This is a genomic window from Thiomicrorhabdus hydrogeniphila (assembly GCF_054656895.1).
Window position 1 is genome coordinate 480,147 of record NZ_BAAHXL010000001.1, and the last position, 18,723, is coordinate 498,869.

The following is an 18,723-nucleotide window of genomic DNA, read 5'->3' on the forward strand; positions in this document are numbered from 1 at the left end:
TTCCTTGCATAAGAAAATTGTGAGAAAAGAGGGACAAGATTGTGTAAAAAGGGTTACATGTACATCTTTAGAACAGCTTGTCTAAAAGTGAGGATATTTTCAGTATTTTGGGGTTAGAAAGCAAGTATAAATCGAGCTATTTGTAGGTTTTAATCTTTATTGCCCAGTTCTTCTTGGCAACGATCGTAGCCGAGTTTGACCATTTTTTTAACAAGTGAAAATTCCAACATGCCACAAGCATCACGTGGTATTTCTACGGTAATATCGGGTGGGTAAGCGGCTAATTGCTGACGAGCAATACTATTTTGCATACTATCAAAAGCCTTATTGCTAATATCATAAACATCCCAACTAAACGGCGTTTCTAATTCAGTGGCCTCATCCGTAAAGTACTCTTTAACATTACCAATTAAATTGTCAAAACTGACCAGCCAACCTTCATCGTGTTGGCTTTGTTTCGTGTCGGTGTTGTCTGTGGAGGGCTTAATTTTTGGTTTTGCTCCCAGGTTAACCGCAATGGTCAAATCGCAGTTTTGTCCAAAAGTGGGCGCGATAGGTATTGGGTTTAATACGCCACCATCGATAAGCGTTAAGCCATTATATTTATGTGGCATAAAAATCATGGGTAAAGAAAAAGAGGCACGCATAGCATCTAGCAAGGAGCCTTTTTGTAACCAAACTTCTTTTTCTTGATTAATGTCAGTTGCCACGGCAGTAAATGGAATGGGTAAGTCTTCAATGTTTGGGTTACCAATCATTTCGGTTAAAGCCGTCATGAGTTTATCGCCCTTAATTAACCCACTGCGGTTCCAAGCAATATCGAGTAAAGCTAAAAAATCGGTTTTGCCCATAGTGGCAAGCCAATTTTCATATTCATCTAGCTTGCCACAGGCGTAAATACCACCAATTACGGCACCAATTGAACTACCTGAAATAGTGTGAATTTCATAGTTATGCTCTTCTAACCAGCGAATAACACCAATATGTGCCAAACCACGGGCACCGCCACTGCCTAATACTAGTGACACGCTTTTTTTATGTGTTGATGTCATGTTGGTTTATCCAGTTTTTACCAGGCCTGGTTGTATAACGTGACATACCAGGCCTGTAAATTTTTGGCGATAATTATTTTAATGCGTCAGAAACAATCGCTTTAGCTTCTTCCAAAATAGCGTCTAGGTGCGCTTGACCTTTAAAGCTCTCTGCATATATTTTATAAATATCTTCTGTTCCAGAAGGGCGCGCGGCAAACCAGCCGTTTTCGGTGGTGATTTTTAGACCACCAATGGCCGCACCATTACCTGGAGCATGAGTCAGCTTAGCGGTAATGGCTTCACCCGCTAAAGTATCGGCTTTAACCATCTCTGGCGATAGATTACTTAAAATCGCTTTCTCTTCACGGTTGGCAGGGGCATCAATACGGCTGTAAATAGGGTTGCCATATTTTTCAGTGAGTTCTTGGTAAAGTACACCAGGATCTTTGCCTGTAATCGCAGTGATTTCGGCGGCCAGTAAATTTAAAATAATGCCGTCTTTATCGGTACTCCATGGCGAACCATCAAAACATAAAAAAGACGCGCCAGCAGACTCTTCGCCACCAAAACCAAAGTCACCAGTTTGCAGACCATCTACAAACCATTTAAAACCAACGGGTACTTCGTTTAAATTAAGGTTCATGGCATTTGCAACGCGGTCAATCATAGAACTTGAAACCAATGTTTTACCCACGGCCGCATTTTTAGGCCAGTTTGGACGATGGCTAAATAAATATTGAATGACCACTGCCAAATAATGGTTAGGATTCATTAAACCGACTGATTTTGTGACTATGCCGTGGCGATCTACGTCAGGGTCATTACCAAACGCTAAGTCATAGTTATCTTTTAAATCAATTAGCCCCGCCATAGCATAAGGTGACGAACAATCCATGCGAATTTTGCCATCTTTATCGACGTGCATAAATGAAAAAGTGGCATCCACTTGCGGGTTAACAATCTCTAAATTTAAGCCGTAATGGTCAGCAATCGGTTGCCAAAAATCAACCGCCGCACCGCCCATTGGGTCAATGGCTAATTTTAAACCTGCTTCTTTAATCGCTTGCATATTAACGACTTTATCTAGGTTTTCTACATAAGGGGTAATTAAGTCGGTTGGGGTAACAAAGTCTGATGTCATCGCGTCTTTAAGCGACATACGCTTAACTTCATTCATGCCGCCTACAATCATGGCATTGGCACGTTCTTGAATCCAAGTTGTTACATCGGTATCAGCAGGCCCACCAGTTGGTGGATTGTATTTAAAGCCACCATCTTGAGGTGGGTTGTGTGATGGCGTAATAATGACACCGTCTGCTAATCCACCTTGGCGGCCTTTGTTGTAACTTAATATAGCGTTAGAAACCACGGGGGTTGGTGTATAACGACCATTTGATTGAATAATGACATTAACACCATTGGCGGCAAATACTTCAATGGCCGTGGCATGCGCGGCTTCGGATAATGCGTGGGTGTCCATACCAATAAACATAGGGCCAACAAAGCCTTCTAAACGACGGTATTCAACAATGGCTTGGCAAATAGCGGCAATGTGGTTTTCATTAAAAGTGGTTTTGCTTGAACAACCTCTGTGGCCGCTGGTTCCAAAACTTACGGCTTGGTCAGGGTTGCTTGCGTCTGGCGTAAAGTTGTAATAGTTTGCCATTAATAACGGAATGTTTTCTAAAAGACTGTAAGGGGCTTTTTTGCCTGCGTATGGAGAGTTGGCCATGATTTTCTCGCTTTTATGAGGTATTTATGCAAACGGAGTTCGTATTTTAAAGTGAATACTGAACCTCTTTATTGAAATCTATATTACGTTTTTTTAGTAAGGGATTGTAGTAGTTTTTTGTAAAGCAAAGGTTAAGTCTTATTTTGTTTGAGAATTTAATGATTCTAAAAACATGAATGCGTAATAATTCTATATAATGTTATGTAATAACAATTAGCCGTATATTTACGGGCAACGAGTTTTCAATTTTGTTTTATCCTTTATGTGTTTTAAATGCTAAAGCCAGTCAGATCTTAAAGGTGTCCAGTTTAGGTCGCTGGATTGCTGGGCTTATTTTGCTATTTGCGCTATCGCAAACGGCAGGATTGTTGCATGCTGAAATTCATCCGTTTCATAAACATACCGCTAGCTGTGAACACTTTGAACAACTTGCTCATCCTGTTGATAGTGGTTACTTATACAAATTTAGTTTTTTTAAACTCGATCTGATTATTCCTTATGAATTTGCTTTGGTTTCCGTGTTTAAAGCACGATTTACTGCGCATTTCTTTGGGCGTGCTCCGCCTATTTCTCTTTAATTTCATCACAGTGTGTTAATTCAGTAGGCTTTATGTCTGTTTGTTGCTTTGGCTAATTTACGTGTAAAGCATGCTGAATTAAATAGAACCATTTGACTATAAATTCAAGATATTTAGCCTAAGCTAAATAATGTAAAAAGGACAAATCATGAAATTAAAGAAGTTAACCGTGGCCATATATTGCGCCACAGGACTTTACAGCTTAGGTGCCGTGGCACAAGCTCAAGATTCACAAACTAATAATACCGTATTGCCTGAAGTTACCGTGTCGGCCTCACCTATTCACGAACACGAGGCATTTGAAGTACCATCGCAAATTGACAGTATTAACGGTGATCAAAAAATGGTTCAAGAGAGCGGTTCTTTAGGGAAAATGCTTGAAAGTATTCCTGGAGTAAATAATCAATCGGCAGGTGCGCAAGCAGGTAAACCCGTTATTCGTGGTTTAACAGGTGACCGCGTTAAGATTCTCTCAAATGGTCAATCAACCGATTATCAAGCATACGGTACACGTCATAACCCAAATACAGAACCGTATTTGGCTGAACGTGTTGAAGTTATTCGTGGCCCACAAAGTGTACTTTATGGTTCAGAAGCCATGGGTGGTGTGGTGAATTTGATTCAGCCTGATTTGCCTTATGGTCAAGAGTTTAAAGGCCAGGTAGCGGGTGAATATAACAGCAATAACCAAGAAAAAATGGTGGGTGCTAAAGTCGGTGCGGGTTCTAAAAAGTTTGCGATTAATGCCGGTGTTGCTATTCGTGAAGCGGATAACTTTACCGTACCAAATACCTCAACGAGTTCAGGCGCTACGCCGAGTAGCGCTGTGAGTGATAAGCCATTATTTGATGGTGAAGTGCCATATACCAACTTTAAAAACCGCGCAGGTAATATTGGTTTAGGTTATCAAGATGACTGGGGCAAAATAGAACTGCGCCACACGCAATGGATATCTCAACAAAACTTTTTAGGTGTAGAAGCGGCCAACTCAACATCTGAATTTGAAGCTTTAGCCACTGGGCAAAAACTGCAAAATGATGAAACTCAGTTAAGTGCTGAATTTTATACCGATAACGATTGGGTCATTAAACCAAGTTGGACTCATACTCGTAACAGTCGTGAAGCCGCGCATGATTTGCCTTATGAAACCATGTCTGAAGATAAAGGTAGTGATGAATATTTGGATTTATTGGTTAAACGTGATGATTTTAAACTGGCTTTAGAACATCCAAAAGTGGGTGATTTTGAAGGTGAAATTGGCTTTGAAGCCACTGAAAAACAGCAAGATTTACGTTCTGGACATTTAACGCCAACCGCACATGAAAGCAAACGTGCCATGTATATTTTTGAAGAAGCCGATTACGATAAATGGCTAGTACAATTTGGCGCACGTTATGATTGGCATGAAGTCAATGCAGATTTAGACGGAAACAATACACACTTTGTTGACCTTGGCATTTTTGATGGGAGTAATAATAGTCGTGATTTTGATGTATTTACAGGTTCTTTGGGTGCAACTTATAAAGTAGATAGCCAATGGAGTGTTGCAGGTAATATTGCCAGAGGCTTTAGAGCACCAAGTATATTTGATTTATATGCAGGGGGAGAGCACGGTGGAGTACAGGCTTACCAAATTGGTAACCCTGACTTAGACGCAGAGACGGCTATTAATACCGATTTATCTCTACGTTGGCAGGCACCTAAAACGCAAATGGTGGCGACGATTTACCAAAACTGGATAGATAACTATATCTATTTGGCAAATACGGGTTATTACCGTTATTCTGAAGGTAATGGCGATCAAACCGTACAATATTCTACACAAGGCGCAGGAATGATTCCTGAAATGAAGGCTCAGCAAACCGATGCCGTAATTACAGGGTTTGAGTTTAGTGTAAAACATGAATTTAACCAGGCCTGGTCAACTGACTTAGCCTTAGAGTTAATTGATGGGGTAGATACTAAAAATAACCAAGGTTTACCATTAATGCCTGCTAATAATGCCAAGGTAAATGTGCATTATCATCCGCAAGATTTTGCAGGTTTAACCCAACAAAAATTCACCGTTGGCGTAAAAATGGTTGCTGAGAAAAGCTCGCCAGGTTTGTATGAACCGTTTTCACAGTTTGACAATATGTCCATTGGTACATCATCTACCGATGCCTATGCGTTGTGGAACGTAAATTACCAAACGGCAGTAAAACTAGACAAACAAACACTGCAGTTAAGTGCCGCAGTAGAAAACGTGTTTGACACACCGTATGTTGATTTTTTAAATACCTACAAAGGCTATACGCTTAACTTAGGTAGAAACATTCAATTAAAAGGCAGCTTGGATTTTTAATGATTTAAAAAGAAAGCGAATTTAGTTTTTACCAGGCCTGGTGATTTGTAAAAATCCCAGGCCTTTTTTTATTGTTTTATGGGTAAAACCTTTTTAGGTTTAGGCCTGGCAAGTCCTGTGGCATATCTAATTTTGTGAGCACAGGGCAAGTCCTGTGGCCATACCCATTTTTGAGAGCACAGGGCAAGTCCTGTGGCATATCTAATTTTGTGAGCACAGGGCAAGTCCTGTGGCATATCTAATTTTGTGAGCACAGGGCACGCCCTGTGGCATATCTAATTTTGTGAGCACAGGGCACGTCCTGTGACCATACCCATTTTTGTGAGCACAGGGCACGCCCTGTGGCCATACCTATTTTTGTGAGCACAGGGTAAAATGGTAAAAATTATTTGTTAGCCCTTGAAAACAGCGATTAAAGTCCTTATTTACAAGGCAATTAAAGAATTTAAGAGACGCGGAAAAGTATGAGCAAAGATTATTATGCGATTTTAGACGTTTCTCGCAGTGCGAGTGACGCAGAAATTAAAAAAGCCTATCGTAAAATGGCGGCAAAATATCACCCAGATAAACCAACTGGTGATGAAACCAAGTTTAAAGAAATTAGCGAAGCTTATGAAACGTTAAGTGACCCTGAAAAACGATCAATGTATGACCAGTTTGGTTCTGATTACCAACAGCGTGGTGCAGGTGGTTTTGGCGGTGGTGCTGGCGGATTTGGTGGCGGTGCCGATTACAGCGATATTTTTGGCGATATGTTCGGTGGTGGCGGTTTTGGCGGTGCAGCTGGTGGCTTTGGCCAACAACAAGCACGCCCGCGCAAAGGTGAAGATCAAACCGTTAATATTATGATTACATTGGTTGAAGCGGTTGAAGGAACAGAAAGAACCATTAATGTTCAGACAGGTAATCCGCATTCGAGCAGTTATTCTTATGATACAACACCTCTTAAAGTGCGTATTCCTGCAGGCGTAATTCAAGACCAAAAAATTAGAGTAAAAGGCAAAGGCTTTTCTGGCATGAATGGCGGGCCAAATGGCGATGTGTTTATTCAAATTAAGCTAGAGAAAAACCCACATTACAAAGTAGATGGTAAAGATGTTTATTTAGATTTACCTGTTACCCCGTGGGAGGCTGCCTTGGGTGCAAAAGTAGATATACCAACCCTAAAAGGCAAGGTAAGAATGGCCATTGCAGCGGGTACACAATCGGGTACTAAATTGCGTATTAAAGGTCGTGGTTTAGGCGCGACACCAGGTAATCAGTATGTGATTGTACAAATCCATACGCCACCAGTGGCTACTGACGAAGATAAAGCGTTATATGAAAAAATGGCCGAGCAAATGCCATTTAATCCAAGAGTTGATTTTTAGGTAAAAAATAGAATTTAGTGGCCTTTAATTTGGCTTATTTACAGTTTTGTAGATCGTTTTTGTCAAAGCTGACAAAGCAACCAAGGTAAAGAACTTAGGTTAGTATTTTAAAAAAGACCATCTGACTTACCATTTTTGCTTAAAATGTATAAATACATAAGCAAGGAGTATATTGAATAATGAAACGTAGAGATTTTATTGGCGCTATGGCTGGTGCCACGGCGGCAACGGCTTTAACGGCATGTGGTACAGAAGATTCACCCACCGCTGCCAAAGTAGCTGAACCGCAAAAAGTTTATAAATGGAAGATGGTCACCACTTGGCCAAAAAACTTTCCAGGTTTAGGTACCGGCGCAAATAATATTGCCAAACTAATTAACGAAATGTCTGGTGGTCGTATTGACGTTAAAGTTTACGGAGCTGGCGAGTTAGTTGGTGCTTTTGAAGTTTTTGATGCGGTTTCTCGTGGTAATGCGCAACTTGGTCATGCTGGAGCCTATTATTGGAAAGGCAAAATCCCATCAGCGCCGTTCTTTTCATCCGTACCGTTTGGTTTAACCGCTCAAGAAATGAACTCTTGGTTATTTTATGGCGGTGGTATGGAGTTGTGGGAAGAAGCTTATAAACCCTTTGGTTTAATTCCTAATGCGGGAGGAAACTCGGGTACGCAAATGGGTGGTTGGTTTAATAAAGAAATCAACTCATTAGAAGACTTAAAAGGTCTTAAGATGCGTATGCCAGGTTTTGGTGGTGAAGTATTAAAACGTGCAGGTGGAATCCCTGTTACTTTGCCAGGTGGAGATTTATTTCCATCAATGCAATCAGGTGCAATAGATGCGTCTGAATGGGTTGGCCCTTACAATGATTTGGCATTTGGTTTTTACAAAGTGGCTAAATACTACTACACACCAGGTTGGCACGAGCCAGGAACTACAATGGAATGTATGATGAACGAAGCGGCATTTAATGAGTTGCCGGCGGATTTACAAAGCATTGTACGTAACGCCATGAAAGTGGCTAACGCAGATATGTTGTCAGAATACACCGCACGTAATGAGCAAGCACTTCAGACGTTAATTCATGAACACCATGTTGAACTAAGAAACTTCCCTGATGATGTATTAAAAGAACTTAAAAAATTATCAGAAGAAGTGATTGATGAAGAAGCAGCCAAAGATCCATTGTCGACTAAAGTTTGGGCATCGCAAAAAGCCTTTAAAGAACAAGTGATGCAGTGGACAGCGGTTTCAGAGCAAGCATTTGTAAGAGCACGTTCACTTTAAAATGTGCTTTACCAATTTTAACAAGTGTATTCATTGAGACTTTTGTACGAGTCAAGGTCTCTAAATCAAAACCCACTTTACCAGGCCTGGTAAAGTGGGTTTTTTATGCCTAAATTTTTATTAACGAACGAGGTTAAATAACGTGGTTTTTTAGTTATTGATGCATGATTAAGAGGTTGTTTGATCTTGCTATATGTTATTGCAAAAGTCTTTCTTATCATTAAGACACAAATCAATAATTGATAGCACGTATTTAAACCCTTTATAAAACAGATAGAATGGTCTATATTTAAACCCTGGTAAGCTTAGGGTTTTTATAGGTTGCCAGTGAGCGTTTTTGAGCCTTTTATGATGTTTTTAATTGCCGTAAAAAGACTATACTGAAATTAAGAGAGAATGATAAGTTACCCACCGCCCAACAAATGGGTATAGGAGACAGAGCATGATTCATTGCTTAAAAGACATTAATAAAAAGTCTTTTTGGTTAAAGTTATTAACATTAAACATTGAAGAAGAAGATACACAGGTTTTTTCTAGACTGCTGTTTGCTAATGCGCTTTTGGTTGTTGTTGGTTTATTGATGATTATTTTTGCAACCTACCATCTCTTTTTTACAAAGATGTATCTTATCGGTTTAATCGATGTGGTGGCATTGGGCTTTATTGTAGGGCTTTTTATACACTTAAGAATTAAAAAATCAATACAGTTGTTTGGTCATATTATGGCCGTTGGTACGGTGGTTCTTTACTATTTATTTATGGTCGTTACTCAAAATGAAAACATGAGTTTAATTTGGGTGATTTTTGTACCATTTTTAATTATTTTGGTTAACGGCTGGAAAGAGGGGGTTTGGTATGTACTCTCGTTTTACGCGGTTGTATTTCCGTTAGCGTATCTTAATATTGGCGTATGGGAATCAGGTGATTGGAACAGTATTCATGCATACCGTTTTATTGCCACATTAACATTGGCATTAATCATTGCATTATTAGTTGATTTTACCCAAGTGTGTGGTCATAAGCGCGAAGTAGAACTGCGTAAAAAAGAACTTTTGTATTTGGATGAACTTAAAATCATGTCAAGAACGGACGGATTAACAGGGTTATATAATCGTCATTATTTCAACCAAATTTTTGCAGAAAAAGTAAAAGAACTTGAAAACTCTTCTCATTCATTGATGTTTTTTATAGTAGATATTGATTACTTTAAATCTTATAACGACTACTATGGACATCAAGCAGGGGATGAGGTTATACAGAAAATAGCCGCAACGATTCAGCACTATATTCACCGTGAAAACGACTTGGTGTTTAGATTAGGTGGTGAAGAATTTGGCGGTTTATTGATGGCCAGAGATGCGCAACAAATGGAAGAATGGTTAGCGAAGCTATCAGATGAGATTGCCGCCCTTAAAATAAAACATGCACCAAACGTAAGTTTGCCTTGGGTAACCATTTCGGGTGGCGTGAGTTCAATGAAATCAAGCAAACAAGTCAGTATGGAAGAATTATATAAAAATGCGGATGATGCGTTATATAAAGCTAAACACGATGGCAGAAACCGCTTTGTTATTGATAAAAATCGATAGCTTAATCAATTATTATCCAGTTGAAGTGCATAAAGATAAAGGGAAATACGGTGTTATCTTTAGATAAAGTTAAAAGTTATTTACAAGGATTGTTTGTTAGCCCAGACATGTTAGTGAATAGTCCTTATGAGGCTTTTAGGCAGTTGTTGAGTGCGGGAATAATGGTGATGATTGTCATCGCTCTTTATGCCTTTTTGTTATTACACATTTTTGTAACAGGGTTATATCAACTTGCCATACTCAATTTTGTTGTGGGATTCATTGGCATTGTTTTATTGTTTAGTTTGTATAAAACCAAAAAAATGGGCAGTCAAGGACATATTATGACTGTGCTGATTATCAGTTACTTTTTGGTGTTTACTTATGTGAATAAAGGGGCTCAATATAGCCTTATCTTTGGCTTATTTGTGCCTTTTATGACTATTGCAATGGTTGGTTTAAAAACCGGATTACGTTATCTTCTTGTTTTTTATGTCATTATGTTTTCAATGGTAACTTGGGGATTAAGCCATTGGAATGATCTTTACTGGACAGAAACGAGTTTGTTTCGTTTTATTTTAGCGTCATTAACAAGTGTTGTTTTAGCCGTATTAATAGAAGTGAATAACACAGGATTGAATCGTAAGATTTCTAAACAACGAGAAACTGAAAAAGTGTATGTAAAAAAGTTGAAGCGTTTATCAACCATTGATGCATTAACTGAATTATATAACCGTCATTATTTGCAGGAAGTGTTAGAAAAAAATTACAAGAATTAAAAAATACCGATTTGTATTTAACGTTTTTTATTTCAGATATTGACTATTTTAAATTGTACAACGATGAATATGGACATCAGCAAGGTGATGAAGTTTTAAAAGAAGTTGCCGCAACGGTGCACAACTATATTAAACGTAAAGATGACTTAGTCTTTAGACTAGGGGGCGAAGAATTTGGCGGCTTGTTAGTAACTGAATCACCACAAGAAACCAGCGAATGGATTTCTAAACTTAAAGAAGAGGTTGAGGGTTTAAAAATTGTTCATTCAACAAAAGCACCTGAAAAATACATCACCATTTCAATTGGTATTTTTTCAGCCAAAATAGAAAACTTTGATAGTCTAGCTTGTATCTATAGAGTTGCGGATAGCGCGTTGTATGAAGCTAAAAACAATGGACGAAATCAAGCGCACATTATTTTACCTCAAAATAAAGAAGGTCTTTGTGAATGAAAATTGTTGCCTTTAGTACCAAACCATACGATAAACAGGTTTTGTGTAGAGAGTTTCATCATCAATGGGAAACCTTGTATTTAGAAGTACCTTTAGATTTAAATACAGTTGCCTATGCGCAAGAAGCCGAGGTGGTTTCTGTTTTTGTTAATGACCGTTTAGATGCCAAAATACTTAAGTTACTTGCCGAGGGTGGCACCAAACTTATCGCCCTACGTTGTGCGGGGTTTAATCATGTTGATTTAGACACCGCCAAAGCGTTAGGTATTAAGGTGGTAAGAGTGCCTGCCTATTCACCCTATGCGGTGGCGGAGCATACGGTGGCTTTAATGCTGGGTTTAAACCGCAAACTGTACAAAGCATATAACCGAGTACGAGAGGGCAACTTCTCTTTAAACGGCATGTTAGGTTTTGATATGTATGGCAAAACCGTAGGGATTGTAGGTGCAGGTAAAATAGGTCGTTTAGTGGGGCGTATGTTGCAAGCGTTTGGTTGTGACGTTTTGATTTACGATCCATACATCTGCGAGGCCTGTAAAGATTTAGGTATTAAACAGGTTAAGCTCACTGAGCTGTTTACTGAATCGGACATTATTTCACTACACTGCCCGTTAAACGCAGAAACCAATCACCTTATTAACGCACAAACCATCGAGCAAATGAAAAATGGCGTTATGCTTATCAATACTGGTCGCGGTGCCTTAATGGACACCACGGCATTAATTGCGGGCTTAAAAAGCAAAAAAATTGGCTACTTGGGTATGGATGTTTATGAAAAAGAGGGCGCTCTGTTTTTTGAAGATCACTCTTGTGAAATTATTCAGGATGACGCTTTTGAACGTTTACTGACCTTTCCAAACGTTTTAATTACTGGACACCAAGCCTACTTTACACAAGAAGCACTTACCCATATTGCACAAACCACTACCGCAAATATTCATGAATATCTCAATAACCCAGAAACCACGAGTTGTTTAGAAAATGAGGTTACTTGTGAAACACATTAATTTGGCTTACTTTAGCCTCGGAATCATGCGCTACAAATTATCAAGTCTGCTCGTTATCGGTTTGCTAAGTTCGGTTTTACTCTCTGGTTGTGCCACAATTAAGTTAGGCCAATCTTACGATAAACCCATTCAAGAACAAGTGATTGAAGAGGGTAAAAGTGACGATAAAGTATTGATAATTAATATTAACGGTCTATTAAGCGATAGCCCAAAAACAGGTTTGCTATCTACCGCACCTAGCTTGCTAGATTCGGTGATGATGCAGCTTAAAAAAGCCGAAAAAGACAAAAATATTAAAGCGGTATTACTCAAAATTAATAGCCCGGGTGGCGGGGTAACCGTGAGCGATATTTTGTATCATGAGTTAATGGCGTTTAAAGAGCGTACGCATAAAAAAATCTATGTACAAATGATGGATGTGGCTGCATCTGGCGGTTTATATGTTGCCATGGCCGCCGACCATATTCAGGCTCACCCATCCACCATTACGGGTTCTATGGGCGTAATTATTATTAATCCAGACTTATCGGGCACTATGCAAAAAATAGGGGCTAAGGTCAATGTATATAAAACGGGTGAAAACAAAGATATGGGCTCACCGTTTAAAGCAGCAAGCCAAACCGATAAACAAGTTTTTCAAGGCCTGGTAGATCAAATGGCCACCCGTTTTTATGACATTGTACAAAGCAAACGAAAGCTGTCAGATTCACAAATGGCGGTACTAAAAACGGCTAGGGTATTTACGGGCAAAACAGCGGTACAAAACGGATTAATTGATTCATTAGGCTATTTAAGTGATGCCACTAAAAAGGCTTGTAAACTGGCAAACAGTAAAGACTGCAAAGTGGTGACATATCGTTTTAAACAAAATACCAACGCCACAAGTTATTCACCCACTATGCAAGCAAACACGCCAGACCAGGCCTGGAAAATTGTTGATATTCCTTTGCTAGACCAACTCAAACTTAAATCAGGTATGTACTACTTGTATTTGCAGTAAATTTTTTATGGATATTCATATTTTGTGATTGATCTTTCAGTATTGTAAAAAAAATCAACCACGAAGACACGGAGGCACGAAGAGTTAACAATTAATTAAGAACTTATTTGATAACGAAGATTATATATTTTAACTTATAGGCCATCAGCAGTTAGTCAGCAGTTAATCAGTACTTGTTTTATAACCAATAATGTATTGAATTTAAATTGGTTATTCGTCCAAATAAAACGAGTGTTAGTTTTTGATTTCTTCGTGCTTTCGTGTCTTCGTGGTGAACTTTCTTGTCTTTCAATCATAAAATACACTTAGTTTTTTATGCTTAGCGAGGTAGTCATTTACATTTTTTTGAATCGGCATTTTTAAACATCGCTTGTCGGTCTTTCATTTTATAAGCCGCATTTACATATTGTTCGGGTTGCGGTTTTATAAAGTAAAGATAGTCGTCTTTAGCGTTATCCGTCTTGTTATTAAAGGTTTTAATTTGCGCTGTATTCTCAACCCTAATTGGGGTAATTACCTTTATTTTTAAGTTAGGGTCAAGACGTTGTAAAGCGGCTACGGTTCCTAGATGGTTTTCACTGTGAAAACTACCATTAACGTGTACGACTTTACTCTGTGGATTATTTAACCAGGCCTGGTAAATTGATTCGGCCATGGTATTATCACGGGTTATTTGCCCTAAATAGCTATTGTGCTTGCGTTCTTTAGTGAGTTTGCGCATTTTGCTTAATAATTGTTCAAACTTGTTCTCGTATTCGGGTATTTCTGCAAATGGCTGTTTAGCAATGGTGTTAAGTTCTTGTGTATTTAATTTTTTAATATAGCTTTGCCCTTCTCTTCCAACACAGCGCACAATATCGGCTGCGGCATTGGCCGCAACTACGGGCATAAAATGTTGTTTAGCAAATTCGACTAACGGACGATAGCTGGCGACGTAGTTACTCCAGGCAGGCGCTTTTTTAATCAGTTGAACCTCGCCAATTTCATCATCTAAATACTGGTTTAAAATCTCTTGTTGATCACGGTTAAACATTTCCATGCTTAAAATAAGATTAGAGTTTTGTTGATACAGGCCTGCTAAAACCTGCATTTCTAATAATGCTGACGCATGGTTGCCATGAAACTCACCAATAAACACAATATCCGTGTCTTTTAACTCGCTAATGAGTTGTTTTAAAGAAATAGGTTGTTGCTGTTGATTGACTAAATAGTAGTCATAAGCATCGGCAAGTTGTATTTTGTTTGTATGTGTTTGAGTTATTGCAACTTGGCTTGATTTAACCTCTGTAACCAGAGGCGTGGTTTGTACAGATTGAGAACTACAACCACTAAGTAAAAAAGATACAGAAAACATACCGATAAATAAAGGATTGAGTTTTAAGTTTAATTGAGTTTTATACATAGTTATCCACAGGCTAAAATAAGGGTTACATAGAGATATAAAATAGTGATATTAAATACCCGTGATACGTGCAACGCCAGAATCAATAGCCGCTTGGCTAATGGCTGCAGGTATGACATTAATCAATCTTGGGTCATTGGGTTTGGGCAGAATATACTCTTTGCCATAACACAAATCGGTTAAACCATAGCCCTCTAGAACTATTTGCGGTACCGAGCTGTGTGCTAGCTTACGCAAGGCTTCTACCGCCGCAATTTGCATTGGCAAGTTAATTTCAGAAGCTCTTACATCTAAGGCACCTCTAAAAATATACGGAAACCCTAAAACATTATTTACTTGGTTGGGGTAATCACTTCGACCTGTGGCGACAATAACATCATTTCTTGTTTTATGTGCTAGGTTAGGGTCTATTTCTGGGTCTGGATTAGCCATAGCAAATACAACAGGATTAGCGGCCATACTTAATAACATGTCCACCGTTAAAATATCTTTGCCAGACACGCCAAAAAACACGTCGGCATTTACCATGGCATCGGCTAGAGTCGTTTTTGTGGTGTCTTGTGCAAAAGCCTCTTTATAACGGTTTAAATTTGTGCGGTGCGTGGTTACGATACCTTTACTATCCACTAACGTAATATTGGTTTTTTGAGCACCAATTGCCATTAATAAGTTCATGCAAGCAATACCTGCTGCACCTGCACCAACACAAACAATACGGGCATTTTCAAGGGTTTTATTTTGTAATTCTAAAGCGTTAATTAATCCCGCAGACGCCACTATGGCGGTGCCGTGTTGATCATCATGAAATACGGGGATATCTAGTCTGGCTTTAAGTGCTTGTTCAACCTCAAAACATTGCGGTGCGGCAATATCTTCTAAATTGATGCCACCAAATGTGGGGGCGATATTGGCAATGGTCTGAATCAGTTCTTCAGTATCGGTGCAATTGACTTCAATATCAAAAACATCAATATTAGAAAAACGCTTAAATAGCATACCTTTGCCTTCCATAACCGGTTTACTCGCCAAAGCACCGGTGTTACCCAAACCTAAAACGGCTGTGCCGTTAGAAATCACGCCAACCAAATTGCCTTTGCCGGTATAGCGGTAAACATCATCAGGGTTATTTTCAATTTCTCGCACCGGTTCTGCCACGCCAGGGCTATACGCAAGGCTTAAATCTCGCTGAGTGTCACACGGTTTAGTAAGAGCAATTTCTAATTTTCCTGGCTTGGGTAATTCATGATAATGCAAGGCATCGGTACGTAAATTGCTCATAAAAACCTCTTGATAATAAATTTGAGTAATATGTGAATTAGTTAATTGTAAAACAATGCTTTCCAAAATAGCGTATGTTTTAAAACGATTCATGAAACAGTCATTTTTTTGGTAATGAGCGATATTGATAACATCAAAATATAGACTACAATAAAAGATGAACTATTTGGGACCGAGTGAAAAGTGCAGCTAGATACGAAAGAAGATTATTTTGTTGGTAGACAACCTATTTTAGATTCAGAGAATCATATATATGGATATGAATTGCTATTTAGAGGTGGTTTAAACCCAAATGAAGCTTTGTTTGAATCGGCAAGAGAGGCAACCGCCACCGTAGTGTGTAATGCGATGATGCATATAGGTTTAAGCCAATTGGTTGGTAATGATAAAGCGTTTATTAACTTCCCCGAATCGTTTTTTTTTAGATATGCGAGACCCTTTTTTTCATCCCTCCCAAGTGGTCATTGAAATATTAGAAACGGTAGAGCCAACCAAAGAGGTTATTGAGGGGGTTAAGCATCTAAAAAAGCAAGGGTTTATGATTGCTTTAGATGACTTTATATTTAACAAAAAATTTATTCCTTTTATTAAGCTTGCTGACATTGTTAAATTTGATGTACTCGACATTAAACCTGAAAATATCAAACCGTTATTTGAAAAAATAAAAAAAATAAAAGACATTACGATTCTTGCCGAACGAGTAGAAACAAAAGACGTTTTTGAGCGCTGTAAAAAAGCGGGAGCAGACCTTTTTCAAGGTTATTATTTTGCAAAGCCAGAGGTGGTAACAGGCAAAAAACTGGGTGTAGCAAAACTCAATTTGCTTGAGTTATTAGAAAAAGTGGTTGATGACTCCCTGCACTTAGATGACTTAACCGCCATTATTGAAAAAGATATTGGCTTAAGCATTAAAATCATGAAGCTGGCCAGACAGTATAGAACACAAACGATGCCAGACTTCAGTTCACTAAAAGAAGTTTTGACGTTATTTGGTTTAAAACGAGTGCAGTCTTGGGCAACCATGATTTCTATGACCGCTTTAGAAGACGTTTTACCTGAAGTGTTTAATTTAGCTCGTTTGCGAGCAATTTTTATGCGCAATGCTGCACAACAGGAGGGCTTACCTTTAGTTGATAGTTATTATTTAGCAGGCCTGTTCTCTATGATTGATGTTATTTTAGGGCAAGAATTAAAAGAAGCTTTAGAGCAAATTCCACTTAACACTAAAATTAAACAAGGTTTACTTAAAGGTGAAGGTGAATACGGACGTTTACTCAAGGCTGCAAAAAGTTTTGAAATAAACCGTGCTGATCAATATCAAGAATTTGCCGTGATTTATTTTGAAGCCATGAAAGAGGTTAATACCATTTCTAAAATTTAAGGCTTGTTGAGATGGTTAATCAGCCGTTAAATTTAGATCCTCCCTATATTCACTTAATCTTATTTAGTTTATCGTTACACCATGTCAGTGCAAAAGTGTCTGTATAAAAGGCGCTAGATAACAAGGAAATTCATGGAAAGTTATTATGTTCAAATTGGGTTAACTCTTGCATTAATTGCTGGGTATTTTGTTAGTAAATGGAGTTTGGTTAAAATTTTAACCAAACTCGGGCAAGCCAAACAAGTACCCGAAGTACGAATTAAAAATGTAACCAACTACTTTATTTTGATTCTGTTTCTTATGCTGTTTATAACCCTAATGATGGTTTGGGGCGTTGATTACCAAGGGATGCTGGTGTTTTTATCATCGGTATTGGCCGTAATCGGTGTGGCGTTGGTGGCTCAATGGTCAATTCTTAGCAACATTACCGCAGGGGTGATTGTATTTTTTGCGTTTCCCGCGCGTATTGGCGATACCGTAGAAATTGTGGATGGCGCGCAGCGTATAAAAGGCACCATTACAGAAATTACTCTGTTTCAAGTCTTATTAATAGATGAAGACAATCAAATCATAGCCTACCCAAATAACCTAGTATTACAGCGACCCGTAATAAAAATGGTTGATAAACCTAAAGAATCAAACCAAAACAGCTCATCATGGGCAAAACGTGCTGAATCCCGTAAATCTTAAGCTCTCTTTTAAAGCTACTTTAAAACTGTTTTAGAAGCATTTTAGAACCATTTTAGAACGGCTTACTTAATCATGGTTGTACTTAATCATGGCTTTAGTTAATACCTCGTTTATTTAACGTGGAAAAGACCCATTGTTAATATCAATACAACTGCCATTAATGTATTCGGGCGAACTGGTTGCTAACCAGTACATGGTTTCTGCCACTTCTTGAGCAGTCGCAAAGCGGCCATCAATGGTATTACTTAAAAAAGCCTGTTGGCGATGTTGCGGAATATTATTCAGCATTTCGGTTTCAACCGGGCTGGGCGCTACCGCATTTACTATAATTTCACCTTGAAAAAACTTGGCAAAACTTTTGGTAGCGTTAATTAAGCCTGCTTTGCCTATGCCGTACCAAATATCAGGGTGGCCAATTTGCCCCGCAATTGAGGCGTTATTCACCACTCTTGGCGTGTAATTTGAGGTGGTTTTGAGTTTGTCGGTAAGTAATTGCGTGAGTTTTACTGGCGATATAATGTTTAACTGCAAAGAATAATCACGATCATCGTCTGGGTAATTATCTACGGTAATGGGTTGCAATAAACCCGCGTTGTTAATTAACACATCAATCTGTTGAATCGAATTTACCAGGCCTGGTAAATTGTCAATATCGGTTAAATCAAACTCGGTGCAAGTGACTTGTGGATGGTTTTGGTAATCAAAATCTTCTTGGTTAGTAAAGTCTCGGGCAATAATTTGCACGGTGTCACCCGCTTCTACAAATTTTTGCGTTAGGGCAAGGCCAATACCTTTATTGCCCCCAGTAATTACAATGTGTCTCATA

At 38.7% G+C, this 18,723-nt stretch carries 17 protein-coding genes; 12 read left to right on the forward strand and 5 right to left on the reverse strand.

Features of this window, described 5'->3' with window-relative positions; translation table 11 throughout:
• Positions 1-149: 149 nt before the first annotated feature.
• Positions 150-1,052, reverse strand: a complete 903-nt coding sequence (locus ACYQ0E_RS01975) for a patatin-like phospholipase family protein (protein WP_460186581.1) — start codon at positions 1,050-1,052, stop codon at positions 150-152.
• A 73-nt stretch (positions 1,053-1,125) separates the two neighbouring features.
• Positions 1,126-2,766: a phosphoglucomutase (alpha-D-glucose-1,6-bisphosphate-dependent) gene (gene pgm / locus ACYQ0E_RS01980; protein ID WP_460186582.1), complete on the reverse strand. Its 1,641-nt coding sequence runs from the start codon at positions 2,764-2,766 to the stop codon at positions 1,126-1,128.
• A 248-nt stretch (positions 2,767-3,014) separates the two neighbouring features.
• Between pgm and ACYQ0E_RS01985 the strand changes: the two genes are divergently transcribed.
• From ACYQ0E_RS01985 to sppA, 9 genes are all read left to right on the forward strand, one after another.
• Entirely contained in the window at positions 3,015-3,344 is a 330-nt protein-coding gene (locus ACYQ0E_RS01985; protein ID WP_460186583.1) for a hypothetical protein, read from the forward strand.
• Positions 3,345-3,492: 148 nt separating this feature from the next.
• A complete protein-coding gene (locus ACYQ0E_RS01990; RefSeq protein ID WP_460186584.1) occupies positions 3,493-5,688 on the forward strand; it encodes a TonB-dependent receptor in 2,196 nt (731 codons plus the stop codon).
• A gap of 464 nt (positions 5,689-6,152) precedes the next feature.
• Entirely contained in the window at positions 6,153-7,058 is a 906-nt protein-coding gene (locus tag ACYQ0E_RS01995) for a DnaJ C-terminal domain-containing protein (protein ID WP_460186585.1), read from the forward strand.
• 179 nt (positions 7,059-7,237) lie between these two features.
• Positions 7,238-8,341, forward strand: a complete 1,104-nt coding sequence (locus tag ACYQ0E_RS02000; RefSeq protein WP_460186586.1) for a TRAP transporter substrate-binding protein — start codon at positions 7,238-7,240, stop codon at positions 8,339-8,341.
• Between the two features lie 442 nt (positions 8,342-8,783).
• Positions 8,784-9,929, forward strand: coding sequence for a GGDEF domain-containing protein (locus ACYQ0E_RS02005; RefSeq protein WP_460186587.1), 1,146 nt, complete (start codon positions 8,784-8,786; stop codon positions 9,927-9,929).
• A 50-nt stretch (positions 9,930-9,979) separates the two neighbouring features.
• Positions 9,980-10,687 (forward strand): hypothetical protein, encoded by a 708-nt coding sequence (locus ACYQ0E_RS02010; protein WP_460186588.1) that lies wholly within the window; start codon positions 9,980-9,982, stop codon positions 10,685-10,687.
• An 11-nt stretch (positions 10,688-10,698) separates the two neighbouring features.
• Positions 10,699-11,139: a GGDEF domain-containing protein gene (locus tag ACYQ0E_RS02015; RefSeq protein ID WP_460186589.1), complete on the forward strand. Its 441-nt coding sequence runs from the start codon at positions 10,699-10,701 to the stop codon at positions 11,137-11,139.
• Positions 11,136-12,146 (forward strand): 2-hydroxyacid dehydrogenase, encoded by a 1,011-nt coding sequence (locus ACYQ0E_RS02020; protein ID WP_460186590.1) that lies wholly within the window; start codon positions 11,136-11,138, stop codon positions 12,144-12,146. Before ACYQ0E_RS02015 ends, ACYQ0E_RS02020 begins: the two co-directional genes overlap by 4 nt.
• Positions 12,133-13,146 carry a signal peptide peptidase SppA gene (gene sppA / locus ACYQ0E_RS02025; RefSeq protein WP_460186591.1) on the forward strand — a complete coding sequence of 338 codons (1,014 nt, stop codon included), beginning with the start codon at positions 12,133-12,135 and terminating at the stop codon, positions 13,144-13,146. The genes ACYQ0E_RS02020 and sppA overlap by 14 nt, the downstream gene beginning before the upstream one ends.
• A 331-nt stretch (positions 13,147-13,477) precedes the next feature.
• Here the strand turns inward: sppA and ACYQ0E_RS02030 are convergent, their stop codons facing one another.
• Positions 13,478-14,548, reverse strand: coding sequence for a ChaN family lipoprotein (locus ACYQ0E_RS02030; RefSeq protein WP_460186592.1), 1,071 nt, complete (start codon positions 14,546-14,548; stop codon positions 13,478-13,480).
• Positions 14,549-14,599: 51 nt separating this feature from the next.
• A complete protein-coding gene (locus ACYQ0E_RS02035; protein WP_460186593.1) occupies positions 14,600-15,826 on the reverse strand; it encodes a malic enzyme-like NAD(P)-binding protein in 1,227 nt (408 codons plus the stop codon).
• Between the two features lie 183 nt (positions 15,827-16,009).
• Here ACYQ0E_RS02035 and ACYQ0E_RS02040 point away from each other — a divergent pair, with 183 nt between their 5' ends.
• From ACYQ0E_RS02040 to ACYQ0E_RS02050, 3 genes are all read left to right on the forward strand, one after another.
• Positions 16,010-16,294, forward strand: a complete 285-nt coding sequence (locus ACYQ0E_RS02040) for a YuxH family protein (RefSeq protein WP_460186594.1) — start codon at positions 16,010-16,012, stop codon at positions 16,292-16,294.
• On the forward strand, positions 16,254-17,207 hold the full coding sequence (locus tag ACYQ0E_RS02045; protein WP_460186595.1) for an EAL and HDOD domain-containing protein: 954 nt from the start codon (positions 16,254-16,256) through the stop codon (positions 17,205-17,207). The genes ACYQ0E_RS02040 and ACYQ0E_RS02045 overlap by 41 nt, the downstream gene beginning before the upstream one ends.
• A 132-nt stretch (positions 17,208-17,339) precedes the next feature.
• Complete coding sequence (locus ACYQ0E_RS02050) at positions 17,340-17,897, forward strand: mechanosensitive ion channel domain-containing protein (RefSeq protein WP_460186596.1); 558 nt, start codon at positions 17,340-17,342, stop codon at positions 17,895-17,897.
• Positions 17,898-18,011: 114 nt separating this feature from the next.
• On the opposite strand, the gene ACYQ0E_RS02055 is transcribed toward ACYQ0E_RS02050, so the two are convergent.
• Positions 18,012-18,722 (reverse strand): SDR family oxidoreductase, encoded by a 711-nt coding sequence (locus tag ACYQ0E_RS02055; RefSeq protein WP_460186597.1) that lies wholly within the window; start codon positions 18,720-18,722, stop codon positions 18,012-18,014.
• Position 18,723: the final 1 nt, after the last annotated feature.